The sequence below is a fragment of the Aliiroseovarius zhejiangensis genome (assembly GCF_014656375.1).
Lineage (GTDB): Bacteria > Pseudomonadota > Alphaproteobacteria > Rhodobacterales > Rhodobacteraceae > Aliiroseovarius > Aliiroseovarius zhejiangensis.
Genome location: NZ_BNCH01000002.1, coordinates 179,069 through 204,931, shown reverse-complemented (window position 1 = coordinate 204,931; position 25,863 = coordinate 179,069). Strand labels below are relative to the sequence as shown.

Genomic DNA, 25,863 nt, shown 5'->3' with positions numbered 1-25,863 from the left:
TAGCCTTTCGGTGAAGAAAGGAAATCATATGCCCGACCTCCCACCCGACATCGCCGCCAAAGTCCGGCAGAGTTTCGCGTCGCAGAACCTGATGACAATGATCGGGGCCGAGATGACCGGCCTGTCGCATGGGTCATGCGAGCTCAGCGCGCCGATCCCGGACACCATGCGCCAGCAACACGGGTTTGGTCATGCCGCGCTGACCTTTGGACTTGGCGATACGGCTGCGGGCTATGCGGCCCTGTCGGTCATGCCTGACGATCACGAAGTCCTGACCTCGGAAATCAAGATCAACCTGCTGGCGCCTGCCGCGGGCGACCGGCTGGTGGCCGAAGGGCGCGTGCTAAGGGTTGGTCGTCGCTTGATCCCGGTCGAGGCGGATGTTTGGGCCGAACAGGATGGCCAACGTATCCTGATCGCCAAGCTGCTGGGCACCATGGTGCCGGTTCCGATCCGACCTGCCGCAACGTGACGGTTGGCCTTCGCGGCGTAACCCCGCACAGTCGCGCCAACCCATTGAAGGAGAGCCCCATGTCAGACCGCGTTCGCATCACCGAAAACAATCAGGTCGCCACCGTGACCCTGACCCGCGCCGACAAGCGCAACGCGCTGGATCTTGCGATGATCCGCGCCATCGTGGACGCAGGCGAGACGCTGGCCGCGCGCAAGGATATTCGCGCCGTGGTGTTGGCGGGCGATGGCCCCGCCTTTTCGGCCGGGCTGGACCTGGCGGCAATGCCCGAGATTGCGCAATTCGCCATGCAGGGCGGTGTGTTCATGGAGCGCACTCACGGCAATGCGAATCTGTTTCAGGCCGCCGCGATGGTCTGGGCCGAGATGCCGCAGCCGGTGATCGCCGCCGTGCATGGCTATGCTTTTGGTGGCGCGTTCCAGATCATGCTGGGGGCAGACATGCGGATTGCCGCGCCTGACACTCGGTTTTCGATCATGGAGGGCCGCTGGGGCATCATTCCCGACATGGGCGGCATGGTTCTGATGCGGCGCTTGGCACGCGGCGATGTGATCCGCAAACTGACCTACTCGGCCGAGCAATTCGAGGCACAAGAAGCCTTGGACTGGGGTTTTGTGACCGAGCTTTCGGAAACGCCGCTGGAACGCGCGCAGGCGCTTGCCGCCGAGATTGCGCAGAAATCCCCCGATGCGATCCGGGCCGCGAAAGCCCTGATCCGTGACACCGAACTGATGGGGGTGAGGGACACGCTGATTTCTGAGAGCCGCGCGCAAGAGGCGCTGATGGGCAAACCAAACCAGATGGAGGCCGTGGTGGCCGGGATGCAGAAACGCGCGCCGAAGTTCACCGACTGACAAAAACCCGCGCAGTCACTGCATCGCCAAAAGCGGCTTGCGGTTGCTGACATGACGACGCACCAGCGTTTTCATGTGCTTGCCCTTGGGCGGGCAGAACCGCGCCATCCGGGGCAGGTAATCCGCCGCCGACAGTTCGGGAAACAGCGCCATGATCTCGTCATAAGCCGCGTCACCAACGGCCTTCAAAGCCTCTTTGCCGGTGAACAGGCTTTCGGTGGGGGCGCCTTCGGACAACACGATCTCGTGGCTGTCAAACAGCATGTGCAGATAGGTTACCGGCGCCTTCACGGTGTCAACAAAGATGCCGGGAATGTCGATCAGTTTGCGGGCGGGGATCAACGCCTCCTCCGCGCCAAACATCCGTTTCGCGATGGGCGAACGCACCAGCACGCGATGCTGCGGTGACACGCACAGATCGCGCAGGGGCAGGTTCGCCCCCAGCGCACCCGCCGTGATGCGGATCGGGGCAAGTTTCGGTTTCTTCGAAAGCTCCCGCAGACAGAGTTCCTGCCGACCGATCCAGCGGATCGTCTGCGGCCCGTTGTCCAGGGTCAGAACCGCGTCGCCAACACCCAGGGTCTCGATCTTTCGGGGGCCATCGGGCGTGTCGATCAACGAACCGGACACGAAACACGGCACCACCGACGATACAGGAATAGAAGCGCCGTTATCGGTGATCGCCTGAATGGTCAGGGTGGTGTTCAAGGGCGGAATGTTACCGTCGAGGAATGCAATGAAATACCCGGGCTCGGTGCCAAAACCGTCGATGATTCCGTCGTCATTCTGATCGTAATCCATGATCCCGATTTCATAGGTATTTGTCCCATCTGAAATCTGCACCGTGAAATCCCAGAATATCGGGTTCCCGTTCAGCGTCTGGGTCGGATCATTGGGGAATTCGTTCAGGGTGCTGTCGCCCGAAATGATCGTGGGGTCGGCACCATCACTGATCGTGATCTTGCTGTAGTCACTGATCTGGAAAGATTGCCCAACGCCCCCGAACCGAACGGCATCCAACGAAAGCGTCGAGTCGGTGCGCAACGCACCATAGATCGAAACGGTCATGCTATACCCATCCACCTGACATGGGACATCGAACGATATCTCAAGTCCCTTGCTAACAATTCATTCGTCCAACACACCGTCACCCTGAGGCGGCTGGCATGTGAAACAGGTAGCTCAAACGACCGCAAAATTCAATTGCGGCCGTCTGAATGGTATCCTTTTCATAAGTGGTGTGGCGGCTTTACGCCGTCAACCCCTCGGGTTCGACCAGCCCGTTTGCCCGGCAACAGGCGGTCAGGGTGTTGGCCAACAGGCAGGCAATCGTCATCGGGCCAACGCCACCGGGAACGGGCGTGATGGCGCCGGCCACTTTGACGGCGCTGTCGAACTGGACATCGCCCACCAGGCGGGTCTTGCCCTCGCCTTTTTCGAGGGCGTCAATGCGGTTGATGCCCACGTCGATCACGGTCGCCCCCGGTTTGATCCAGTCGCCCGGCACCATTTCCGCGCGCCCCACGGCGGCCACAACGATATCGGCGCGGCGTACCACATCAGGCAGATCTTTTGTGCGACTGTGTGCGATCGTCACCGTGCAGCTGTCGCCCAGCAAAAGCTGCGCCATCGGCTTGCCCACGATGTTCGACCGGCCAATGACCACCGCATCCAGCCCGGACAGCGACCCGTGATGGTCGCGCAGCATCATCAGACAGCCCAGCGGCGTGCAGGGCACCATGGATTTTTGCCCCGTTCCCAACAGGCCCACATTCGAGATATGGAACCCGTCCACATCCTTGGACGGATCAATCGCATTGATCACCAAGTCTTCGTTCAGGTGGCCCGGCAACGGCAATTGCACAAGAATACCATGCACTTGCGGGTCATTGTTCAACTTGTCGATCAGGGCCAGCAGATCCTTTTCCGACGTATCGGCGTCCAGCTTGTGTTCAAAGCTGTTCATCCCGACCTCGACGGTCTGTTTGCCCTTCGAGCGGACATAGACCTGACTGGCTGGGTCCTCGCCCACCAGCACCACGGCCAAGCCCGGCGTGATGCCATGTTCGTCCTTCAGTCGCGCCACATGGCCCGCGACCTTCTCGCGCACCGTGGCCGCGAAGGCTTTGCCATCAATGATCTGTGCTGTCATGGCGCTCTCCTTACATGTCCGTCCGGGCATAGGCATCCCGGTAGTGATTCATCTGCATTTCCGTGGCCTGCACGGCATTTGCCATCAGTGTCGCGACCGTGACCGGACCAACGCCACCCGGCACCGGGGTGATCCAGCCCGCAACCTCGGCGCAGCTGTCAAACTCCACATCGCCGACAGTCTTTCCTTCAACCCGGTTGATGCCGATGTCAATGACCACGCAGCCGGGTTTCAGCATGTCGCCGGTCACAAGACCGGGCTTTCCGACCGCCACAAACACCGCATCCGCCGCACGGCTATGCATTGCGACCGAGCGGGTCATGTGGTGGCAGACCGTCACCGTGGCCCCCAACCCCATCAAGAGGAAGGCGATGGGTTTGCCGACAATCTCGGAATGACCGATCACGGTCACGTTCAGCCCTTCGATATCCAGTGGCAAGGTCTTCAGGATCTCGACCGCAGCCACCGCCGTGCACGGCCCCAGCGCCAGATCGTTATAGACGATGTTCCCGATCGAGGCCGGGTGCATCCCCTCGACATCCTTCAGGGGATGGACGAGCTTTTGCAATGTCTTGACCGGGATATGGTCGGGCAATGGGCGCTGGATGATGATCCCGTTGACGCGCGGATCGGCGTTCAGGCCCTGAATGATGCCGGACAGTTGCTCCAGCGAGGTGTCATAGGGATAATCACGGGCCTCGAACGCAACGCCTGCGCTTTCCGCGCTTTTCTGCTGGTTGCGCACATAAAGCCGCGCGGCCGAGGTATCGCCCACCGACAGCGACACAAGGCGCGGCTGCCAGCCCTCATCGGCCAGATGAGCCGCGCGGGCGGCGACCTCTTCTCTCATCTTTGCGGCAATGGCCTTGCCGTCGATCAATGTGGCGCTCATGGCCCCCTCTCCTTCTTGGCGGGATGTTGGGTGAGGTCTTGCAGGAAAAAGGGCGGGATGCGGCCCCGCCCTTCGTGATGTCCGGATCAGAACAGGCCTTCCACCTCGCCTTCGTCATTCAGGCCGATGGTTAGCGCCGCGGGTTTGCGCGGCAGGCCGGGCATGGTCATGATCTCGCCGCAGACAACGACGATGAAGCCCGCGCCCGCCGACAGGCGCACCTCGCGCACCGGTACCGAATGGCCCGTGGGGGCCCCGCGCAGGTTCGGATCGGTCGAGAAGCTGTATTGCGTTTTCGCCATACAGACCGGCAGTTTGCCATACCCGGCGTCTTCCCAGTCGCGCAACTGCTGGCGGATTTTCTTGTCGGCCAACACCTCGTCGGCGCGATAGATTCGTTTGGCGATGGTTTCGATCTTTTCAAACAACGTCATCTCATCTGGGTAGATGGGTGCAAAGCTCGCCACATCGGCATCCGCCACCTCGGCCACGCGGCGGGCCAGCGCCTCGGAGCCTTCCGACCCCAGTTCCCAGTGGCGCGAGACAATGGCTTCCGAGCCATGGCTGTCGACGTAATCCTTGACCGCCTGCACCTCGGCATCCGTGTCGGTGACGAAATGGTTGATCGCCACAACGACCGGCACGCCGAAGGATTTCAGATTCTCGATATGGCGCCCAAGGTTCGGGCAGCCGGCCTTCACGGCGTCCACGTTTTCTTCGCCAAGATCAGCCTTGGCGACCCCGCCATTCATCTTCATCGCCCGCACGGTGGCCACCAGAACCACCACACTGGGGGCGATACCGGCCTTGCGGCACTTGATGTTCATGAACTTCTCGGCACCCAGATCAGCCCCGAAGCCGGCTTCGGTCACGACATAGTCGGTCAGCTTCATCGCGGTCGTCGTCGCGATGACCGAGTTGCAGCCATGCGCGATATTGGCAAACGGGCCGCCATGCACGAAGGCCGGGTTGTTTTCCAGCGTCTGCACCAGGTTGGGCTGCATCGCGTCTTTCAAAAGCACGGTCATGGCCCCGTCCGCGCCGATGTCGCGGCAATAGATCGCCTTGCGTTCGCGGGTGTAGGCCACGATGATATCGCCAAGACGCTTTTGCAGGTCCGCCAGATTGTTCGACAGGCACAGGATCGCCATCACTTCGGACGCCACTGTGATGTCATACCCGGTCTGGCGTGCAAACCCGTTGGTCACACCGCCCAGCGACACCACGATATCACGCAGCGCGCGGTCGTTCATGTCGACCACCCGACGCCACGCAATACGGCGTTCGTCAATCTCAAGCTCGTTGCCCCAATAGATGTGGTTGTCGATCATGGCCGCCAAAAGCGAATGCGCCGAGGTGATGGCATGGAAATCGCCGGTGAAGTGAAGGTTCATATCCTCCATCGGCACGACCTGCGCATAGCCCCCCCCGGCCGCGCCGCCCTTCATCCCGAAGTTCGGCCCAAGCGAGGCTTCGCGGATGCAGACCATCGCCTTCTTGCCGATGCGGTTCAGACCATCGCCCAGACCAACGGTGGTGGTGGTTTTGCCTTCGCCCGCGGGTGTCGGGTTGATCGCGGTCACCAGGATCAGCTTGCCATCTTCACGGTCCTGCACCGAATTGATGAACTCCTGACTGACCTTGGCCTTGTCATGGCCGAAGGGAAGCAGGTGTTCGTTCGGAATGCCCAGCTTGTCGCCGATTTCCTGGATCGGACGTTTCTTGGCTTCGCGGGCGATTTCGATGTCGGATTTATAGCTCATGGCAGATCCTTTAGATTCGTGCGCTCTTGTTCAGGTCAGATCGCAGCCCTGTTGATCCTGCGACCATTTTCTGTCTGAAACTTATCTGCCCGAATACCATGCCATAGGGTGGAATCCGACATGTTTGCCGTGAATATCGTCGAAAAGCGATCTGGCCCGGTCAATCGGTCCCGCTATACCTGACCGCGTATGGGTCACGGGGTCGGTGATGCCGCCGGTTCGGGTTGCCACGCGCGCTGCAACGGCACGTGAAGTCGCAATCTGTCACCAATCTGCAAGCTGCCCTCGCGTTCGACCCAGGCGGTGACACCGCGACGATCCTGAGCGGCGGCCTTGAACGCGGTGCCTTTTCCCGGCAGGTGGCGTTCGATTTCCTGCCCCGGAAAGTGGCAGGGCCGGTTTTCCATATCAATGGTCAGCGCCGTGCCGTTTTCGGCCACCAACCGGGAGGACGGGGGAACATGTGTGAAATCCGGCAGCCCGGACAGAACCATTGAGGCCCCCACCCATTCAGGGTTCAGATCATCCAGCCCCATCGCCTGGGCAATTCCGGCAAGTTCCTCGGCCGACAGGATGGACAACTGGCGCACGTTGCGAATGTCCGTGCCCACCGGATACTGGTTGCGCATACGGGCGCAGGACGGGCGGGTCAGACCAGATCGCGCCTCGCCCGTGATCCCGGCATAGGTCAGGTCAACACGGGCACAGGCAACCGAGGCCAGCGTGTCGGCGCGACTGCGGGTCCTGCCCAGCCAGGTGATACGACCGTAATAGTCTGTGGGGACAAGCGCGGGCATGGGACCTCCTGTGATTCAGGGCGAGCGTGGCGCAAAGCCTGCGCAAACTCAATCCTTCTGCGGCGGCGGGGGTGTCGGGACGGCCGCGCCTGCCAGCTCCACTGTGGCAAAAACATGATGGTTTTCCGGGCGGCGAAAAAAATGTCCGGCACCGTTCGATTTTATCTTGAACCGAATCCGGTTTGGGTCCATCTGCCGCGACAAAGACGCCAACGCACGCGCCTCTGGCCGGAAGCATCAACGCCCACGTGTTTACGTAGCGACGGTAACGTCTCCCTTGGAACTGAGCGGTCTTCGACGTTTTATCGTTATGGCCGGGTCTTATGGAGATGACCATGATGCATTTCGTTGGCGCTGGTGCGCCTTCCCCTGTTGCTGTCCCCTCTCGTCTGGACGCCTTTATTGCCAGCCGGCAGTTTGACAAGCCCACATTGGTCATGGACCTTGACCGGGTCGAACAGCAATACACCGCGCTGAAAGCGGGGTTGGGACACGCCCATATCCACTTTGCCGTAAAAGCCAACCCGGCCCGCCCGATCATTGCCCGTCTGGTCCGGCTGGGCAGCCATTTCGATGCCGCCTCGAAGGGCGAGATCTTGGTGTGCTTGGAAGAGGGCGCACGTCCGCAGGATATTTCCTTCGGCAACACGATCAAACGCGCCTCGGACATCGCCTGGGCACATCAGCAAGGCATCACGCTTTTTGCCGCAGATGCCGAAGAAGAGCTGGAAAAGATCGCCCGGAACGCCCCCGGCGCATCGGTCTATATCCGTCTGATCGTCGAGAACTCGCAAGCTGACTGGCCATTGTCGCGCAAGTTCGGCTGTGATCGCAATATGGCGATTGCGCTTTTGGGACGCGCGAAAGAGCTGGGGCTGACCCCAGTCGGCTTTTCGTTCCATGTCGGGTCGCAGACGCGTCAGGCCAAGATGTGGGCCCCCACCCTGAACGTGATGGCCGAGATCTGGCGCTCGGCCCGTGCGGCGGGTCACGATCTTTCGGTCCTGAACATCGGGGGCGGCTTCCCCGCCTTCTATGGCGACGCGATCGACACGCCCGAGATCTATGCCCGCCAGGTGATGGACCTTGTGACCGAACGCTTCGGCGACAAGGTGCAGGTCATGGCCGAGCCGGGGCGCGGCATGGTTGCCGAGGCCGGTGTCATCGTGGCCGAGGTCATGCTGGTCAGCCGCAAATCGGACCGTGACCTGCACCGCTGGGTCTATCTGGACATCGGCCGGTTCTCGGGTCTGGCCGAAACCGAGGGTGAAGCGATCCGTTATCAGTTCGAAACCCCGCGCGATGGTGACCCGATGGGACCGTGCGTCATGGCCGGACCAAGCTGCGACAGCGCGGACGTGCTTTACGAAAAACGCCCGGTGAACCTGCCGATGACGCTGACCGCGGGCGACCGTGTGCTGATCCGCAACACCGGGGCCTATACCTCGACCTATTCCAGCGTCAGCTTCAACGGCTTCCCGCCGCTGGATGTGGTGGTGATCTGAGCCACAAATTGCGAAGAATCGTTTGCTGACGGTCCGGAATACGCCGCCCTGATTTCCAAGTCGGGGCGGCAATTGTCAGACCGCCGCGCGTCCTGCAACAAACAGCCAGACCGCGACAAGACCCAGTATCGCGGCGAATGCCCCGTTCAACAGGCGCGCATGATCGCGGTGTCTGAAGCGGGCCAGAAGTCCATCACCAACGATCGTCCAGAACAGGAACGCAACAAGGTTGTTCAGCGTGAAGATGGTCGTGATCCACAGCACGGCAGCAAGATGGGGGATTGGAAATGCGGTCAGGAACTGGCTGAACATCAGCGCAATGATCACATAGGCTTTCGGGTTCAAAACCAACAGCATGATACCATCCAGAACGCCGATGACGCCCCTGTCCTGATCCGCCCCCGACAGTCCGGCACGAAGAAATGTCCACGCCAGCCACGCCACATAGATCGCCCCCGCCCACCGGATCACCTCAAACAAGGTTGGTGCCTTGGCAATCAACGCCGAGAACCCCAGCCCAAGGCCGAAAGTCACCAGCCACGTCGCGACGTTATAGCCAAAATTCGCAGGCAAGGTGGCCCGCAGACCAAACCGCGCACCCATCGCAGCAAAAACCATATTTCCCGGTCCCGGGCTGTAGGCCAGCGGTGCCAGAAACAGAATCAATGCCAGTGTTGTTGGGACCATGATCGCGCCCTCCTATCCAGAAGGTGCGCATTTGCCGTGAACATATCGACCCGTTTCCTGCGCAAACACGGCCCATTCCCCGAACAACGAAAAACCCCCGACGCGGCTGCATCGGGGGCTGTTCTGTTTTGATCCGGGATCAGGCGGTGGGTTCCGGCTCCAGATCGCCGTCGCCTGCCGGTTTCGACCGTGGCTTGGTTTTCGGGATCGCGGTAACGGACGGCGCGCTGCCTTCGTCCGGCGTGTCGTCATCCTCGCTTTTCGTGGGCGGCTCACCGCGCATGACGCGTTGGATTTCCTCGCCGGTCAGGGTTTCGTATTCCAAAAGCCCCTGGGCCAGGTTTTCCCATTCTTCCTTTTTCTCGGTCAAGATCTTGAACGCGGTTTCATAACCTTCCTGGATGAAGCGTTTTACCTCTTCCTCGATCAGTTCCTTGGTGTGCGCCGAGACCGAGAAGCCCGCCGTGTTGCCCGAATAGCCTTCGGCGGCTTCGGCATAGTCGATATTGCCGACCTTGTCCGACATGCCCCACCGCATCACCATGGCGCGTGCCAGACCGGACGCCTGCTGGATATCACCCGCTGGCCCGTTCGAGACGTTTTCTTCGCCATATTTGATGATCTCGGCCGCCTTGCCCGCCATGGTCATGGCCAGCTTTTCCTCGCATTCCGACTTGTGCCAGTTCAGACGGTCAATCTCGGGCAGCGACACAACCATACCCAGCGCACCACCGCGCGGAATGATCGTGGCCTTGTAGACCGGGTCACATTGCGGCAGCGACAGGCCGACCACGGCGTGGCCTGCCTCGTGATAGGCGGTCTTTTCCTTCTGATCGTCGGTCAGCACCATCGAGCGGCGTTCGGCCCCCATCATCACCTTGTCTTTCGCGTTCTCGAAATCTTCCATGGTGACGAACCGGCGCCCCACACGGGCGGCCATCAGGGCGGCTTCGTTCACAAGGTTTGCCAGATCGGCGCCCGAAAACCCAGGTGTGCCGCGCGCAATGATGCGCATGTCGGCGTCCGGGCCAAGCGGCACCTTGCGGGCGTGAACGGCAAGGATCTTCTCGCGGCCTTTGATGTCTGGGTTTGGCACAGTGACCTGACGGTCAAACCGGCCCGGACGCAACAGCGCAGGGTCCAGCACGTCTCGACGGTTGGTCGCGGCCAGGATGATCACACCCTCGTTCGCCTCGAACCCGTCCATCTCGACCAGAAGCTGGTTCAACGTCTGTTCGCGCTCGTCATTGCCGCCGCCATAGCCTGCGCCACGCGACCGGCCCACGGCGTCGATCTCGTCGATAAAGACGATGCAGGGCGCGTTTTTCTTGGCCTGTTCGAACATGTCGCGCACGCGGCTGGCACCGACACCCACAAACATTTCAACAAAATCGGAACCCGAGATGGTGAAGAACGGCACACCCGCTTCGCCTGCAATGGCACGCGCCAGCAGCGTCTTACCTGTGCCCGGAGGGCCAACCAAAAGCGCCCCTTTGGGGATCTGCCCGCCCAAGCGGCTGAACTTCTGCGGGTTGCGCAGAAATTCCACGATCTCTTCCAGCTCTTCCTTGGCCTCGTCAATACCGGCCACGTCATCGAAGGTCACGCGACCCTCACGTTCGGTCAGCATCTTGGCTTTGGACTTGCCAAAGCCCATGGCACCGCCGCCCCCGCGCCCCTGCATCCGGTTCATCATGAAGAACCAGAACCCGATCAGCAGGATCACCGGCAACAGCAGGGTCAGAAGGCTCATGAAGCCCGATTGCTGCTGTGGCTCGGCCTTCAGTTCGACCCCCTTGTCCAGAAGCATGTTCGACACTTCGGCGTCACGCGGCACGATGGTCTGGTACATCTTGCCGTCTGCGGCCTGATAGATGACCTTTTCACCGTCGATGGTTGCGGTCTTGACCTCGTCCCCTTCGACAGAGGTTACAAATTCCGAATAGCTGACCTGTGATGCTGCCAGCCCTGCCTGCCCGTTCGAAAACAGGTTGAACAAAGCCAGGATCAACAGGAACAGAACGATCCAGAAAGCGAAATTTCTCGCGTTGCCCAAGGGTCTCTCCTTTGAATGCCATGGCGACAGGGCGCAGGACCGATGATCCGCACGCTGCCACTCTAAAATAGGGATGAATGACGTATGTTCAATGCGATAAAACGGCTGATCGGAATTCTTCCACATTCGGCGCGCGCGTCAGCAGGGAAATATCGCCAACCCCCGCCAGCGGCGCTGCCAGAAGCGTGCCCTGCGACCAGAGCGCGGGCGTGGTCATCAGCGTGGTGCGGGAAAGCCCGGTGGCCCGCCAGGTTGCGCAATGAAGAATGCCGTCACCCAGGGCCTTGACCTGCATGTCAGGCGCATTGCGCCCGTCAGGGGCCGTCAAGATCCAACGCCCATCCCACAGCGCACCGGGTGGGGCGGTCAGCCCGTCGACCGCGCGCTGCTCGCGCCCGATCACAAGCCGGTCAGAGGCGCGTGAAACCAGGCAACCCTGCAGGTTGCGGGTCTGGCCGTCCAGCACCTCGGCCTCCAACGTGCGCAACGCGTCATATCGCGGGCGATAGGGTGTGGACGAGATATAAGTAATGGCATGGGCCAGCAGACGGTGGCGGGTTTCATCCGGCAGGTTGGCAAACTCCGGCAACCGAAACCGGACATCCCCGGCCTGCATATCCGACAACCGGACTGCCGCGTCGTGAGCCAGCCATGACAGCGCGTCACGGGCCAGCGTCATGCGCCGTGCGGTGCCGGTCAGGCGGTCCCGATCCAGCCCGATCTGCGCCAGATCCGGCATTGCGTCACGCACCCGGACACGGTCGAATGCCCGGTCCTCGTTTGACGGATCCTCGACCCAGTCCTGCCCGCGCGTCTTCAGAACGTCACGCAAGGACGCCCGATCCACCCGCAACACGGGCCGCAGCCAGCGCATCCCCCGGTCGTGCCAATCCTCCCGCATCGCGGCAAGCCCATCGACGCCCGACCCCCGTGCCAGTCGCATCACGAAGGTCTCGGCCTGGTCATCGGCGGTGTGACCCAGCAATACCGCATCAAGCCCCACCCCCCGCGCCCAATCGGCCAACAGGTCATAGCGCGCGCGGCGGGCAGCATCCTGCAAATTGCCTGCGGGGCGATCCGACCAGCGCAAAACCGTGTGCGGCACGGTCAGCGACGCGCAGCTTTCCCGCACGAACCGCGCCTCGTCCGCCGCACCGGCACGCAACCCGTGATCGACGGTTGCGGCGTGAAGCTCCGCCCTCTGCGCCGCACACCAATCCCGCGCCAGCAGCAGCAGCGCCATACTGTCCCCACCGCCCGACACCGCCACACCCAAACGCAAAACGGGCCCGCCAGTGCGGGCCCGGTTCAGGGCATCGGCAAGGGCAGTTGCTGGCGTCATTGGCACCCAAGGCTTGCGCGGGCCGCGGTGGCGTCTTCGACCGCCGGGGTGCCGGGGAAGCGTTTGCCCACCTCGGCCAGTGTCGCGCAGGCTTCGGAAATCTGACCCAACCCGCCCAGCGCATTGCCCAGCCGGAACAGCGCATCCGGGGCGCGGTCGCTGTTCGGCGCGCCGGAAAAGGCGTTCAGATAGGCCCGCGCGGCGGATTTGATGTCGCCCAGCCCGGTCAGCGCCTCGCCCCGCTGAAAATGCGCCTCGGCGGTCAGAGGGCCACCGGGATAGGTTTCGATAAACGTCGCATAAAGGGTCGCGGCTTCTTCGAACTCGCCGGCTTCAAGCGCGGCGCCTGCGGCGTCGAAATCCTGCTTTTCGCCCACCGCCAACTCGGTTGCCAGCGGTTGCGCCGGGGCTGGTGCAGGGGCCGGAGCGGTCGGCACCTCGCCGCCGCCAAGGGTCGAGGTCTCGCCCAGCTTCGTCACATCGCCACCTTCCAGTTCAACCAGCCGAAACTCCAGATCGCCGATCCGGTTGGTGCCGTCCTTGACGATCGAATCGATGCGGAACTGAAGCTGTTCGGTCTGTCCGGTCAGGCGCGACAGCTCGCTTTCGATGGTCGCCACACGCTCGGTCAGACTGCCGGTGCCGGTGGCAATACTGCCCGCCCCTGTGGTCGACAGCTCGGTTTTCAGCTTCTGGATCTCGACATAGAGCATCGACAGCTCTTGCCGGATATCGGCAAGCGATTGCGCCCGGTCCTGTGCGATGGTCGGGGTGACCAACGCCACGGACAGCGATATGGCAACGGCAGTCAGCCGGGAAAAACGCAGCATCTGACTCTCCTTACCCGGTCAAGGTTCAGCTTGTGGCGGCGCCGGCGGCCAGAACGGTCACGGCGCGACGGTTCTTGGCATAGCACAGCTCGTCCGAGCAGATTTCAAGCGGGCGTTCCTTGCCGTAGCTGACCGTTTGCAGCCGGTTTGGCGCAACGCCACGTTCGATCAGGAAGTTCTGCACCGCAGACGCGCGACGTGCACCCAGCGCAAGGTTGTATTCCCGCGTGCCCTGTTCATCCGCATGGCCTTCGATCACGGCGGTATAGGCGGTGTTTTCCATCAGCCACGCGGCCTGTTTGGTCAGAAGGTCGATGCCTTCGGGGCTCAGCGAAGACTGGTCAATCGCAAACAGCACGCGGTCCCCGATGGTCTGCTGGAAATAGGCGGGCGAACGCGGGTCGGACGGGCTGCCCGCGACGAAATCACCCGACGCGCCTGCCGCCCCATACTGATCGCCAAGACGGTTTTTCGAACAAGCCGAAAGCGCCAGCGCGCCCACAACCAGCGTAGCAATTGCAATTCGTTTCATGGTCGTTCCTGTGTCCATTCTGTTGCCCGCCCTTCCTGTCGCAGCGGGCATATTGTTGCTCGTTGCTGCAATCCTAGCAGCAAAAAAGCGGTTTGGGAACGGATCGGCGTTTGCCCGTTGGCGCGCGCCGATCCCTGCGCAGATTTGCGCTTACTTCAACAACGGCGACCAGGCCGGGTCCGAGGCCGCCCCTTCCGTCACCACCCGGCGCAGGTTGCGGCCCGAAATGTCGACGGAGTACAGCGACGGCGCCCCGGTTGCCCCCTGGCTTTCGCGGGCGAACATGATCACCCGCCCGTTCGGCGCCCAGGTGGGGCCTTCGTCCAGGAAGGACGCGGTCAGCAGGCGTTCTTCCGACCCGTCGGTGCGCATGACGCCGATATGGAAGCGGCCCGCGTTTTGCTTGGTAAAGGCAATCAGATCACCGCGCGGCGACCAGACAGGCGTGCCATAGCGGCCCTGTCCGAAGCTTATCCGCGTCGCCTCGCCCCCGCCTGCGGGCATGACATAAAGCTGCGGCGTGCCGGACCGGTCGCTTTCAAACACGATCTGGCTGCCATCGGGCGAATAGCTGGGCGCGGTCTCGATCGACGGTGTGGTGGTCAGGCGGCGTGGGTTGCCGCCGTTGATGTCCATCGCATAGATATCCGTGTTACCACCCGCCGACAGCGAATAGACGATGGTGCGGCCATCCGGCGAGAAACGCGGCGCGAAGGTCATCGTGCCTGGCTGTTGCGACAAGGCCTGACGACCGACCGTGGCCACATCCAGCACATAGACCTGCGGGAAGCCGGTCTCGTAGCTGGTGTAAAGCACCTTGTCGCCGGTGGGCGAGAAGCGCGGCGCCAGCACCAGCGCCGAACTGTCGGTCAGATACTGGACATTCGCCCCGTCGTAATCCATCACCGCCAGCCGCTTGCGCTTGGCGTTCTTGGGGCCGGTTTCGGCCACAAAGACCACGCGGCTGTCGAAATAGCCGCTCTCGCCGGTGATCCGGCTATAGACGATATCGGCCACTTTATGCGCCACCCGGCGCCACGAGCCGATCGCGCCCGAAAACTGAAGACCCTCGCCCAGCGGCTGGCCGGAGAACACATCGTACACCCGGAATTTCACGTTCAGACTGTCGCCCGAGGCCGACACGGCCCCGGTGATCAGGGCCTGCGCATTGATGGCCTTCCAATCCGCATAGGCAATCGGGCTGGCAAAGCTGGTGATGCCGGATACGAACGCGTCTGCCGGGATTTCCCGAAACAGCCCGGTCCCGGACAAGTCCGCCGCCACCACCCGCGCTATGGAGCGGGCATATTCCGCCGCCGCCCCGTTCTCGGCCTGGAAATCCGGCACCGCGAAGGGCAAGGGCTCGATCACACCATCAGTAATCTCGATCCGCAACGGACCTTGTGCCACCGCCGGGCGGGGTTGCACCACCAAAGCGGCCGTGGCCAACAGCAGCAGGGCCATCATCGTCCCCGTCGCTTGTTCGAGGATCAGTTTCTTGAGTTTCGCGCTCATCCGACCAATTCCCTCTTCATTTGTTTCACCCGGTTCTTACACGTTTCCTTGCGGCCACCGGCAGGGGAGAGATTGGAAAAACTCTCCTCTCCCGCCACAACCGCTGCGCAGGAGGCATGAACCTCACGAACACCTGTCTGCGCCACAAAATCAGATATGTTGCCGTCTGTCAGCCCGCTTCCGGGCATGATAGCGATGCGTCCGGCGGCATGGCGGATCATCGCTTGGATCCTGTCTGCCCCCTCGACCGCGGTCGCTGCCCCGCCCGAGGTCAGCACACGCTCAAACCCCAGCGCGATGGCCTGATCCAGCGCCGCCAGCGGGTCCGGCACCACGTCGATCACCCGGTGCAGCGTTGCCCCCAACCCTTCGGCTGCGGCTAAAAGCAGGCCAAGCACAGCGGTGTCCAAGGTGCCATCGGGCTTTTGCGCGCCAAGCACGACACCGGCCAAATCAGCTTCTTTCACCGCAGCGAGGTCGTCCAGCATCAACTGCACGTCCGCATCCGAATAGACAAACAAGCCAGAGCGGGGACGGATCATCGCATAGCAGGGTATATCCAGCCGCGATGCGGCCACCATCAACCCCGCGCTGGGTGTCAGCCCGCCTTCCGAGAGCGCCGCGCACAGCTCGATCCGGTCCGCACCTCCCGCTTGGGCGGCGATGGCCCCGTCGATCGTGTCGACACATATTTCGAGCGTCCGAGGCGTCATTTGATCCTCATATTCTCGGGATTGAACGTCATCTCGATTTCGCGCCACTGGCCGTATTTCTCGGCGGGCAGGTCAAAACCACTTGCGCCACAGCGGATGATGGCGCGACGCGCTGCCTGAAACGCGGTGTTCGCGGCCCCTTCGGACGGACCATCCCATGACGCCAGGCGGATGCCTTCGGGTTTGCCGTCGCGACTCATCGACACCATCACGACCACGGTGGTGGACATCGCATCGGTCGAGCTTGAGCCAAGGTTCCAGCATCGGCTGACTGCCACGCGCAACCCGTCCTTTTCGCCGCGCGTCAGCGGCGGGCCCTCGGGCACATCCTGAGCGGGCGTGTCGGTTTCGCCCCCCGCCACCTGTTCCGCCACCGCAGCGGCCACGGCGGCGGCGTTGTTGGCGGGCGCGGGGGCTTCGGTCGGGGTTTCGACCGGTGTTTGCGGCTCGGCGGTTTCCACGGGCGCGGGACGGTTCGGGCGGTTCTTCGGCCGGGCCGAGGTCGCAGGGGCCAAGGATGGATCCTCCACCGGCTCTTCGGCTTCGGTCACGATCTCGGACGCGGCTTCGGGCGGCGCGGTGGGCGTCACCTCTTCCGGCAGGGGGTCCGGTGTCGGTTCGGGCGAAGGTTCGGGGGCTTCGACCACCTCTGGCGCCTCCTCGACCGGCGTTTCCGGCGCGGGCGCAGGGGTCGGGGCCACGCGCGGCGCGGGCGCGGGCGGCGCGGTTTCGGGTTCAACGACAGGTTCGGGTTCCGGCTCTGGTGTCGGTTCCGGTTCCGGGGCTGGTGCGGGCTCTGGCTCAGGTTCCGGCTCGGGTGCGGGTTCTGGCTCGGGCGCAGGCTCCGGTTCAGGCGCAGGCGCGGGCGCGGGTTCTGGCTCGGGTGTCGGACGTGGCGCAGGCGGCGTGTCGCCTCCGACATCAGCTTCACCCTTCGGCGCGCTGAGCGCGGCAAATTCGTCTTCCGAGATGATCGACACATCGGACACCTGCACAAGCTGCTCGTCGCTGGACCAATTGAAGGCCCCGCCGAACAGCACCCACAGGATCAGGATCCCGTGGACAGATGCCGAGATGTAAAGACCTCTGCGCATATGCCTGCCCTAGTTGTCCGTGCCAGTCAGACTTGGCCCGCCACCTTCGGTCACAAACCCGATCGAGGTGAAGCCAGCCGCATTCAGCGCGCCCATTACCTTGGCGATCGCGTCCCATTCAACCTGACCATCCGCGCGCAGGAACACCTTGTTGTCCGAGCGTTCAGCGGCCACGGCGCGCAGCTTGGTGATCAGCTCGTCACGCGCAATCTCGGTCGTTTGCAGAAAGATCTGGCCTTCTTCGGTGATGGTGATCGCCAACGGCTCTTCTTCTGGCGCGTCCAGTGATTTGGCGGCGGTCTTGGACAGCTCGACCGGCACGCCGACAACCATTAGGGGGGCTGCAACCATGAAGATGATCAGCAGCACCAGCATCACGTCCACGAAGGGGGTAATGTTGATCTCGGCCATCACGCGGCGATGTTTGCCGCGACGCCGCCCGCGACGGGCGCGGCGATCCGCCCCCCCGCTTTGTTGCACACCCGCGCCCATATCAGCTGTCCAACTGACGGCTGAGGATGGTGGCGAACTCGTCGGCGAAGGCCTCATAGCTTGCAAGGATATTGTCGCTGTCCACGCTCAGCTTGTTGTAGAACACCGCCGCGGGAATGGCGGCGAGCAGCCCCAGACCCGTCGCCAGAAGCGCCTCGGCAATGCCGGGGGCGACAACGGCCAGGTTGGTGTTCTGCTGCTGCGCGATTTCGACAAAGGCGTGCATGATGCCCCAGACGGTGCCGAACAGACCCACGAAGGGCGCGGTTGAAGCCACGGTTGCCAGAAAGCTCAGCCCCTTGTTCAGTTCCTCGCCTTCCTTGGCGATCGCCACATCCATCGACCGGTCGATGCGGGACTGCGCGTTGGCAATCAGCCCGCCATCGGGGCGGTGCGAGCGGCGCCATTCCAGCATGCCCGAGGCAAAGACCTTTTCCGCCGACCCGCCGGGATTGGGGCCGATCTGGTCAAAAAGCTCGTCCAGCGGCTCGCCCGACCAGAACTTGCGGTCGAAGTCCTCGGCATCCGCGCGGGCGCGCCGATAGGCCATGTGTTTCGTGATGATGATCGCCCACGACCAGATCGACGCCGCGATCAACAACAGCATGACCAATTTGACCGTGAAAGTTGCGCGAAGAAATAGGGCGAAAAAGGAGAAGTCGATCTCCGCCGCCGCCTGAAGCGTTTCCGTTTCCATATGTCTGCCTCTGTACCGCCACCTCTCTGGGCAGCTTTTCTGCATGTTTCATAGCGGATTGCCACGGGGAATGCCATCAAAACCGCGTCATCGGCAGTAAAGTCGTGGGGTCAGTGGACCAAACGGCGGATATTTGCCGGAAGCCGGGCGGGTTGGCCGGTGTCAGACACGCAGACAACGGTGACGACGGCTTCAAACAAACGCTCTTGCCCGCGTTTCACCACCTGTTCCATCACCAACCGCGCGCCGGTGACCTGCTGAACAGATGTTTCAACCTGCAACTCTTCGTCAAAATGCGCCGGGGACAGGTAGTCGGCTTCGATGCGCCGAACGGCGAACACCAACCCGTCCTCACGCATCGCGTTCTGATCGATCCCGATCTCGCGCACCCAGTCTGACCGCGCCCGTTCGATATAGCGCAGGTAGTTGGCGTAATAGACGATCCCGGCCATGTCGGTGTCTTCATAATAAACGCGGATGGGAAAACGGTGCATCGGGGCCTCGTGGTTCTGCTTTGCCCGACCCTAGCCGCGCAGGGGATAGTCTGCCAACCGCTCATATCGCGCGCCATCCGGGCGCAGGTCGGAACGATAGAGCGACAGCGTGTCGAGCGTGACGGTCGGGTAGCGGATGGCGCCATGGGCTTCCAGCGCGCGGCCCAATGCAGACAGATCGTCAGCCGTGGGCGTGCGCGGCAGGCGTGCCAGCGTCACATGCCCACGAAACCGCCGATAAGGCAGCGTGATACCCGCGCGGCGCACCGCTTGTGCAATCTGTTTGTGCAGCGCGTCCACGCCTTCGGCACGGATCGCCAGAACAGAAGGCACAGCCCCACCCATGGTCGTCAGACCGGCCAGATCAACCGGAATGGAAGGGGCACGCAGCACCTCCAGTTCAGTGTTCAGGTCTTCAAGCGCCTCGACGGGCTGTTCCTCAAGAAACGCAAGTGTCAGGTGGATGTTTTCCTCGGGCACCGGGCGCCCGACACGCAGCCGGGCGGCAAAACCGGCAAGCTGTGCGGCCAGATCATCCGGCAGGGGAAGGGCCAGAAAACAGCGCATTCAGTGTGGCGTCGTGTCCGAAGTCGCGTGCACCTGCATTCGCGCGAATATCCTGAGCGCATGGGACGCATCATCTGCTGCCACCGGCAAGACCGGATCATAGGCCGCCTTGATCAGCCCCGCGATTTCCGGGCGCAGGATGGTCTGCCCCTCGGGCAGAAGCGCCAGCGGGCTTTTGGTGGCGAAAGCCGTATCGCTCCACAACAGGATCGCCTGAACAGCCTGCGTCAGGGCAATCGTTTCCGCCGGTTGATCCACCATCGCGCCCTGCATGCACACAAAGGTGAAACAGGCCTGGATGGCGTTCTGATCATCAAACCGAAAGGCACGGTAGTTCGTCGCACCACCTGCTTTCAGGCGGGCGACCAACGGGTCCAGATCGGGGATCATTTCGCCCAGCTTCGGCACGCCCAGAAGCTCGTCCCAATCGCGGAAGAAAAAAACCATCAGATTGGCACCCAGTTCCGGGTCGGTCTCGGCCATCTTGTGACCGGCCAGCGACACCACCGCCTCGATCGCACCTTTCACGATTTCAAGCGTGGCGTCATCCACCCCGAACACCACCGGCACGATCGGGCGGCCCCAGCGGGCAAAGGTGAAGTCACCGCTTGCACGGGTGAAATGAGCGGTCACGTCTTCCGGGGTCATAAGGGGGGCGGTCATCTGGCGTCTCCTGATCTGCGGGGTGATGTCCCGCAAACGGGCGCGCGTTTCAAGGGTCAACCGTCGAAAAGTTGCCCTTGCGCCGTGCCATCCGAGGGCGAGATCGGCGCGGTCAGGCCCAGATGCCGCCACGCAATCTGCCCCAGCATCCGCCCGCGCGGGGTGCGTTGGATCAGACCTTGTTGCAGCAGAAACGGCTCGATCACCTCTTCCAGCGCATCGCGGCTTTCGGACAGGGCGGCGGACAGGGTTTCAATGCCCACCGGGCCGCCGCCATAGTGTTCCGCCATCAGGCCCAGATAGCGCCGGTCGGCCCCGTCCAGCCCCAGATGATCAACGCCCAGCCGGGTCAGCGCATTGTCGGCCAAATTGCGGGTGATGCGCCCGTCGCCTTCGACCACCGCGAAATCAACCACGCGCCGCAACAGCCTCCCGGCGATGCGCGGTGTGCCACGGGCGCGGCGGGCAATCTCGCGCGCGCCATCCTCATCAGCCGGTGCGCCAAGTTTGACAGCGTTGCGGGTGACGATCTCGTGCAGTTCGTCGACGGAATAGAATTGCAGCCGCACCGGAATGCCGAACCGGTCGCGCAATGGCGTGGTCAAAAGACCCAAACGGGTCGTCGCGCCCACCAGCGTGAAGGGTTGTAATTCGATCCGCACGGTGCGGGCCGCAGGCCCTTCGCCGATCACCAGATCCAGTTCGAAATCTTCCAGCGCGGGATAGAGCACTTCTTCGACCACCGGGTTCAGCCTGTGAATCTCGTCAATGAACAACACGTCATTGGCTTCCAGATTGGTCAGGATCGCCGCCAGATCACCGGCCTTCGCCAGCACGGGGCCGGATGTCATGCGGAAGTTCACGCCCAATTCACGCGCCATGATCTGCGCAAGCGTCGTCTTGCCCAGCCCCGGCGGGCCATGGAACAGCACATGATCCATCGCCTCGCCGCGTTTGCGTGCGCTTTCGATGAAGATACGAAGGTTCGCCCGCGCCTCGGCCTGCCCGATGAAATCGCCCAGTGTTTGCGGGCGCAGGGCGCGGTCGGCCTCGGTTGCGTCTTCCGGGCGCGGTGCGGGGCGCAGCGTGGGATCAGGAGCATTGAGCGGGTCAGAGGCGGTCATGGGTTCTTTCTAGCCCCCTACCCTTTCGGCGCAAGAAGTTTCAGCGCCGCGCGGATCAGGCCGGACGTGTCAAGCGATGGATCGTTGCCCAAAGCCTGCGCGACTGCGGACGCTGCTTCGCCAGGAGCATAACCCAGATTGGTCAGCGCCGACAGCGCCTCGGACTGGGCGGCGGCGTTGCCCGTTGGCGCGGGCGGGGCAACAGGGGCGGCGGGAGCTGCCGGTTCAATCACGTCATCCGGCATCGCATCAACTGACGCTGCCCCGACCTGACCCGACAGCGCCATGACCGACGCCGCCTTGTCCTTGAGTTCGTTCACAACGCGCTGCGCCGTTTTAGGCCCCAATCCCTTTGCAGCCTTCACCGCGTTCCAGTCCCCCAGCGCAATCGCGCGGCTGACCCCGTCGGGTCCCAGCGTGCTCAGGATCGACATCGACGCTTTTGCGCCAATGCCCTGAACGCTCGTCAACAACCTATGCCATTCTTTCTCGACCAACGTGGTGAAGCCAAAGAGTTGCAGATTATCCTCGCGCACCAAAAGCTCGGTATAAAGTGCCACCGCCTCGCCCGAACCCGGCAGGCTGGCCATGGTCCGATCCGAGACATAGACCAGATAGCCCACCCCGCGCACGTCGATCAGCACGTGGTCTTCGGCGCGATAGTCGATCCGTCCCGCGATTTTCCCAATCATGCGCTGGCCTTTCTGAGCGCCGCATCCAGCCGTCCTGCATTCTGCGCGTGGAACGCATGACAGATCGCGATGGCCAGCGCATCAGCGGCGTCCGCGCCCGTGATCTTCACGCCGGGCAGTTGCATCTTGACCATATGTTCCACCTGCACCTTGTCGGCATGTCCCACCCCCACCACAGCTTTCTTGACTGCGTTGGGCGCGTATTCCCCGATGGGCAACCCGGCCTTTGCAGGCACCAGAAGGGCGATCCCGCGCGCCTGCCCCAGTTTCAGCGTGGCGACAGCATCCTTGTTCACGAAGGTCTGCTCAACAGCGGCCGTATCGGGCGCAAATTCTGTCAGCACATCCGACAACTGGTCGTAAAGCGACAAGAGCCGCGCCGCCAATTCGCCGGTGCGTGAATGGCAGATCCCATTGGCCACATGCGACATCCGCGTGCCATCCGTGTCGATCACACCCCAACCAAGGTTGCGAAGTCCCGGATCAATCCCGATTACACGCATGTTGTGTCCTGCCCTGCTCGTTGCCCGCACGCCTGTGCGGTGCTTTTGTTGCCAACCGGACTAGCACGAAACAAGAACATGCACCAGAATCTTTTGCGCAGCCTAACGTTTCTTATCCATCGGACGAGGAGCAATAAACTGCGGCTTTCATGCCACAGCGTGGGTCACCGGACAGAATGTCGCGGGTCGGAAAGCGACCAACCCGGCCTGTTTTCGACCCCGCATATCCCGATTGCGACCCGTTGCAGAAAACGCATAGGAGTCATGCAATTTGTGGGCTTGCTGCCCCGAAAAATCGGGCCTAGATGCCCGCCGAAGCAATCAGGCGAACCGCCGCAATCCAACCAATGAAGGAGCAGAAAAATGGCTGCTTTCGAAACGACATATATCCCTGTGAACGGTGCGTCCTTCGGCGGCCGTTTGACCGCTGTGTTCCACAAGCTGGTGGCCACCGTCACCGCCTGGAACGACGCGCGCATGACCCGGAATGCGCTGAACAAGCTCAGCGACCGCGAACTGGACGATATCGGGCTGTGCCGCGCGGATATTTATTCGCTGTAGGCCACCACTCAAACGAAAAGCCCGCACCTATCGGCTGCGGGCTTTCTGCCCCGCCCGGCCTTGGCCGCGCGGGGTTTTCTTTTATGGGGTGCCTAGTCCAGCGTCAGCGCAACGAAACGCGGATTGTCATCGCGGCGCACCAAAAGCAGCACCGATTTGCGACCCCCGTCCTTTGCGGCCTCCAGCCGGTCTTCCAGCGCCTCGATCGAGGTCACGGCCTCCTGCCCGGCTTCGGCCACCACATCGCCCGCCCGAATGCCCTTTTCAAAGGCTTCGCTGTCTTCGTCGATGTCCAGCACCACAAGACCTTCGGCTGCCGGGGGCAGATTAAGGTCCATGCGGCGGGTGTCGTCCAGCTCGCCCAAAGTCATGCCCAGCACCTTGCCTTCTGCGGGCGCTTCAGGCGTGGGCGCGTCAGGAGCATCCCCGGACGCGGTGCTGGCGTCTTCGCGACGACCCAATGTGATCTTCAGGGTCTCGGTCTGACCATCGCGCAGGATCACCACGCGCACGGCTTTGCCCACGGGTGCATTGCCGACGATGCGCACAAGCTCGCGCGTGTCCGTCACCTCGGTCCCGTCAAAGGACAGGATGATGTCGTTGGGCAGAATGCCGGCTTCTTTCGCCGGTCCTTCCGGCACGTCGGTGATCAGCGCGCCGTTGGTGCTGTCCAGGCCCATCGCCTCGGCGATGTCATCGGTGATGTCCTGGATGCGCACACCCAGCCAGCCGCGACGGGTTTCGCCAAATTCCTTCAGTTGGTCCACCACACGTTTCACAACCGCAGACGACATCGCGAATCCGATCCCGATCGAACCGCCATTGGGGCTGAGGATCGCCGTATTCACGCCGACCACTTCACCATCCATGTTGAACAGCGGCCCGCCCGAGTTGCCCCGGTTGATCGCCGCATCGGTCTGGATATAGTCGTCATAAGCGCCCGACAATTCGCGGTTGCGCTGAGACACAATCCCGGCCGACACCGAAAAACCCTGCCCCAGCGGATTGCCGACCGCCATCACCCAATCGCCGACACGCATGATGTCGCTGTCGCCGAAGCTGACGAAGGGCAGCGGCTTGTCGCTTTCCACTTTCAGAACCGCAATGTCCGTGTTCGGGTCAGTCCCGATCACGGTGGCAGGCAGTTCGCCCCTGTCCCCAAAGAACTCGATCATGATCTCGTCCGCGCCTTCGATGACATGGTTGTTGGTCACGATGAACCCGTCTTCGGAAATCACGAACCCCGACCCCAGCGCCTGACTGCGGCGCTGGCGGGGCGCGTTGTCATTCGGCCCGCCCGGGTGGTTGCGATCCAGGAAATCGCGGAAGAAATCCTCGAACGGGCTGCCTTCGGGGATCATCGGCTGATTGCCGGTCCGTTGGGCGATGATGGTTGATGTGGTGATGTTCACCACCGCCGGGCTGACCTGTTCGGCCAGATCGGCAAAGCTGTCGGGGGCGCCGCGCGCCTCGGCCCGCAGACCGGATGCCAGGACCACGGCCAGCGCCATGATCAGCCCGACAAAAGCGCGCATGCCCCACATCTGGTTTTGGGTGGGGGAAATTGCCTGCACTTTCACACCTCTCTCCTTTCAAGAAACTGTTTCGGACCTTCGCCCGACAAAGAATAGTGTCTAGATAGGAACCCTAAAGCGCAACGCAAAGTTCCTGAACTGTATTCACTGCCATGTGAACGCCTGTAATGCGGCGTGACGCGCGGCAACGCGCGCACCGGCCATGCAGCCGGACCTAGCCATAGAGCGCGCGGGCCTGGGCAAAGGACATAAGCTGTTGGCGCTGCGTGTCCCACAGGTGCAGCCGCGCGCAGGACAGGCTTTCAGGGATGGTCATGCGGTTGGCCTGGGCCAGTTCTGCATGATCGCGCAGGACTTCGGTCAGGCGATAGAAGGGGATGCGGCTATAAAGGTGATGCACGTGGTGAATGCCGATATTGGCGCTGAACCATTGCAGGATCGGCGGCATGATGTAATGCGAACTGCCCTCAAGCGCCGCATCATGCAAGTGCCAGTCCGCCTCAACGCTCCAATGCGTGTCTTCAAACTGATGCTGCACATAGAACAGCCACATGCCAGCCGTGGCCGCCAGTATTGTGGTCGGCAGGAAAATAAGCAGAAGCGCCGCGAAACCGCCGAAATACCAGATCGCGCCCAGCGCCGCGACGATGGCAAGGTTGGTGCCCATCGCGCTGGCCCAGTATCGGGCACTGTTCATCAGGCCAAACGGCAGGCGGTTTTGCAGAAGGAACAGATAGCCCGGCCCAAACCCGAACAGGATCAGCGGATTGCGATAGAAACGGTATCTGAGGCGCTCGAACCGCGACAGCGCGTTGTATTCGTCCACCGTCAGGGTCACGATATCGCCGATCCCCCGCTTGCCCAGATTGCCCGCCGAGCTGTGATGGATCGAATGGGTGCGCCGCCACACCGCATAGGGCGTCAGGGTCAGAACGCCGATTACCCGCCCGACCCAGTCGCTCAGCGCGCGCTGCCGGAAAAACGACCCGTGACCGCAATCGTGCTGGATGGTGAACAGGCGCAGCAGAAACAGGGCGTTCACGGCAGCAAGGGCAAGGGTCAGCCAGGGACTGATTGACATCGACATCCAGGCCAGCCCCCACAACAGAAGGAAGGGTCCGATGCTGACGGCAAGCTCGAAACTGCTGCGCCAGGTGCTTGGCTCGCGATAGGCGGCCAGGGTCTTGACCCAGTCTTTCGCGGTTTTCGTGTCGTCGGTGGCGTGCGGAAAGTCCGGGATATGTTTCATGGGCCTGCTTTGCTAAGAACTCGGGCAGCGATATACGACCTGCCCGGCATGGCAAGCGAATTGTGCAAAACACCGCAAAGTG

Annotated in this window: 27 protein-coding genes; 4 read left to right on the top strand and 23 right to left on the bottom strand. The window is 62.3% G+C overall.

The genetic code is table 11. The features are described from left to right. The first annotated feature begins 28 nt into the window (after positions 1 to 28). Positions 29 to 472, top strand: a complete 444-nt coding sequence (locus IE188_RS05710; RefSeq protein ID WP_191285515.1) for a PaaI family thioesterase — start codon at positions 29 to 31, stop codon at positions 470 to 472. Positions 473 to 531: 59 nt separating this feature from the next. Further along, positions 532 to 1,326 carry a crotonase/enoyl-CoA hydratase family protein gene (locus IE188_RS05705; protein ID WP_191285514.1) on the top strand — a complete coding sequence of 265 codons (795 nt, stop codon included), beginning with the start codon at positions 532 to 534 and terminating at the stop codon, positions 1,324 to 1,326. Between the two features lie 15 nt (positions 1,327 to 1,341). On the opposite strand, the gene IE188_RS05700 is transcribed toward IE188_RS05705, so the two are convergent. From IE188_RS05700 to IE188_RS05680, 5 genes are all read right to left on the bottom strand, one after another. Then, positions 1,342 to 2,394: a Hint domain-containing protein gene (locus IE188_RS05700; protein WP_191285513.1), complete on the bottom strand. Its 1,053-nt coding sequence runs from the start codon at positions 2,392 to 2,394 to the stop codon at positions 1,342 to 1,344. 181 nt (positions 2,395 to 2,575) lie between these two features. Continuing rightward, positions 2,576 to 3,478: a bifunctional methylenetetrahydrofolate dehydrogenase/methenyltetrahydrofolate cyclohydrolase FolD gene (gene folD, locus IE188_RS05695; RefSeq protein ID WP_191285512.1), complete on the bottom strand. Its 903-nt coding sequence runs from the start codon at positions 3,476 to 3,478 to the stop codon at positions 2,576 to 2,578. 10 nt (positions 3,479 to 3,488) lie between these two features. Then, positions 3,489 to 4,370, bottom strand: a complete 882-nt coding sequence (locus IE188_RS05690) for a bifunctional 5,10-methylenetetrahydrofolate dehydrogenase/5,10-methenyltetrahydrofolate cyclohydrolase (RefSeq protein WP_191285511.1) — start codon at positions 4,368 to 4,370, stop codon at positions 3,489 to 3,491. An 86-nt stretch (positions 4,371 to 4,456) separates the two neighbouring features. Then, positions 4,457 to 6,133, bottom strand: coding sequence for a formate--tetrahydrofolate ligase (locus tag IE188_RS05685; RefSeq protein ID WP_191285510.1), 1,677 nt, complete (start codon positions 6,131 to 6,133; stop codon positions 4,457 to 4,459). A gap of 194 nt (positions 6,134 to 6,327) precedes the next feature. Further along, positions 6,328 to 6,930: an MOSC domain-containing protein gene (locus IE188_RS05680; protein WP_191285509.1), complete on the bottom strand. Its 603-nt coding sequence runs from the start codon at positions 6,928 to 6,930 to the stop codon at positions 6,328 to 6,330. 335 nt (positions 6,931 to 7,265) lie between these two features. On the opposite strand from IE188_RS05680, the gene IE188_RS05675 reads away from it, so the two are divergent. After that, complete coding sequence (locus IE188_RS05675) at positions 7,266 to 8,435, top strand: type III PLP-dependent enzyme (RefSeq protein ID WP_407648175.1); 1,170 nt, start codon at positions 7,266 to 7,268, stop codon at positions 8,433 to 8,435. Positions 8,436 to 8,510: 75 nt separating this feature from the next. Here the strand turns inward: IE188_RS05675 and IE188_RS05670 are convergent, their stop codons facing one another. From IE188_RS05670 to ruvC, 16 genes are all read right to left on the bottom strand, one after another. Further along, complete coding sequence (locus IE188_RS05670; protein ID WP_191285507.1) at positions 8,511 to 9,122, bottom strand: LysE family translocator; 612 nt, start codon at positions 9,120 to 9,122, stop codon at positions 8,511 to 8,513. 139 nt (positions 9,123 to 9,261) lie between these two features. Beyond that, positions 9,262 to 11,178, bottom strand: a complete 1,917-nt coding sequence (ftsH, locus tag IE188_RS05665) for an ATP-dependent zinc metalloprotease FtsH (RefSeq protein WP_229836534.1) — start codon at positions 11,176 to 11,178, stop codon at positions 9,262 to 9,264. An 88-nt stretch (positions 11,179 to 11,266) separates the two neighbouring features. Then, positions 11,267 to 12,520, bottom strand: coding sequence for a tRNA lysidine(34) synthetase TilS (tilS, locus tag IE188_RS05660; RefSeq protein ID WP_191285505.1), 1,254 nt, complete (start codon positions 12,518 to 12,520; stop codon positions 11,267 to 11,269). After that, the gene (gene ybgF, locus IE188_RS05655) at positions 12,517 to 13,350 is read right to left on the bottom strand and encodes a tol-pal system protein YbgF (protein WP_191285504.1); all 834 of its coding nucleotides are present in this window, start codon (positions 13,348 to 13,350) and stop codon (positions 12,517 to 12,519) included. Before ybgF ends, tilS begins: the two co-directional genes overlap by 4 nt. Before the next feature lie 25 nt (positions 13,351 to 13,375). Next, a complete protein-coding gene (pal, locus tag IE188_RS05650; protein WP_191285503.1) occupies positions 13,376 to 13,882 on the bottom strand; it encodes a peptidoglycan-associated lipoprotein Pal in 507 nt (168 codons plus the stop codon). 150 nt (positions 13,883 to 14,032) lie between these two features. Beyond that, on the bottom strand, positions 14,033 to 15,346 hold the full coding sequence (tolB, locus tag IE188_RS05645) for a Tol-Pal system beta propeller repeat protein TolB (RefSeq protein WP_191285912.1): 1,314 nt from the start codon (positions 15,344 to 15,346) through the stop codon (positions 14,033 to 14,035). A 47-nt stretch (positions 15,347 to 15,393) separates the two neighbouring features. Beyond that, entirely contained in the window at positions 15,394 to 16,110 is a 717-nt protein-coding gene (locus IE188_RS05640; RefSeq protein ID WP_191285502.1) for a copper homeostasis protein CutC, read from the bottom strand. After that, positions 16,107 to 17,204, bottom strand: a complete 1,098-nt coding sequence (locus IE188_RS05635; RefSeq protein WP_191285501.1) for a hypothetical protein — start codon at positions 17,202 to 17,204, stop codon at positions 16,107 to 16,109. Before IE188_RS05635 ends, IE188_RS05640 begins: the two co-directional genes overlap by 4 nt. A gap of 9 nt (positions 17,205 to 17,213) precedes the next feature. Then, positions 17,214 to 17,696 (bottom strand): ExbD/TolR family protein, encoded by a 483-nt coding sequence (locus IE188_RS05630; RefSeq protein ID WP_191285500.1) that lies wholly within the window; start codon positions 17,694 to 17,696, stop codon positions 17,214 to 17,216. A gap of 1 nt (position 17,697) precedes the next feature. Beyond that, positions 17,698 to 18,393, bottom strand: coding sequence for a protein TolQ (tolQ, locus tag IE188_RS05625; RefSeq protein ID WP_191285499.1), 696 nt, complete (start codon positions 18,391 to 18,393; stop codon positions 17,698 to 17,700). A 110-nt stretch (positions 18,394 to 18,503) separates the two neighbouring features. Further along, the gene (gene ybgC / locus IE188_RS05620; RefSeq protein WP_191285498.1) at positions 18,504 to 18,887 is read right to left on the bottom strand and encodes a tol-pal system-associated acyl-CoA thioesterase; all 384 of its coding nucleotides are present in this window, start codon (positions 18,885 to 18,887) and stop codon (positions 18,504 to 18,506) included. 30 nt (positions 18,888 to 18,917) lie between these two features. Further along, on the bottom strand, positions 18,918 to 19,454 hold the full coding sequence (gene thpR, locus IE188_RS05615; protein ID WP_191285497.1) for an RNA 2',3'-cyclic phosphodiesterase: 537 nt from the start codon (positions 19,452 to 19,454) through the stop codon (positions 18,918 to 18,920). Then, the gene (locus IE188_RS05610) at positions 19,455 to 20,117 is read right to left on the bottom strand and encodes a hypothetical protein (RefSeq protein WP_191285496.1); all 663 of its coding nucleotides are present in this window, start codon (positions 20,115 to 20,117) and stop codon (positions 19,455 to 19,457) included. A 56-nt stretch (positions 20,118 to 20,173) separates the two neighbouring features. Next, complete coding sequence (gene ruvB, locus IE188_RS05605) at positions 20,174 to 21,241, bottom strand: Holliday junction branch migration DNA helicase RuvB (protein WP_191285495.1); 1,068 nt, start codon at positions 21,239 to 21,241, stop codon at positions 20,174 to 20,176. Positions 21,242 to 21,258: 17 nt separating this feature from the next. Then, complete coding sequence (gene ruvA / locus IE188_RS05600; protein WP_191285494.1) at positions 21,259 to 21,933, bottom strand: Holliday junction branch migration protein RuvA; 675 nt, start codon at positions 21,931 to 21,933, stop codon at positions 21,259 to 21,261. After that, entirely contained in the window at positions 21,930 to 22,436 is a 507-nt protein-coding gene (gene ruvC, locus IE188_RS05595; protein ID WP_191285493.1) for a crossover junction endodeoxyribonuclease RuvC, read from the bottom strand. Before ruvC ends, ruvA begins: the two co-directional genes overlap by 4 nt. A 363-nt stretch (positions 22,437 to 22,799) precedes the next feature. Here ruvC and IE188_RS05590 point away from each other — a divergent pair, with 363 nt between their 5' ends. Then, entirely contained in the window at positions 22,800 to 22,997 is a 198-nt protein-coding gene (locus IE188_RS05590; protein ID WP_191285492.1) for a DUF1127 domain-containing protein, read from the top strand. Positions 22,998 to 23,089: 92 nt separating this feature from the next. On the opposite strand, the gene IE188_RS05585 is transcribed toward IE188_RS05590, so the two are convergent. Both IE188_RS05585 and IE188_RS05580 read right to left on the bottom strand, forming a co-directional pair. Beyond that, complete coding sequence (locus IE188_RS05585; RefSeq protein WP_407648189.1) at positions 23,090 to 24,532, bottom strand: Do family serine endopeptidase; 1,443 nt, start codon at positions 24,530 to 24,532, stop codon at positions 23,090 to 23,092. 214 nt (positions 24,533 to 24,746) lie between these two features. After that, entirely contained in the window at positions 24,747 to 25,781 is a 1,035-nt protein-coding gene (locus IE188_RS05580; RefSeq protein ID WP_191285491.1) for a fatty acid desaturase, read from the bottom strand. Positions 25,782 to 25,863: the final 82 nt, after the last annotated feature.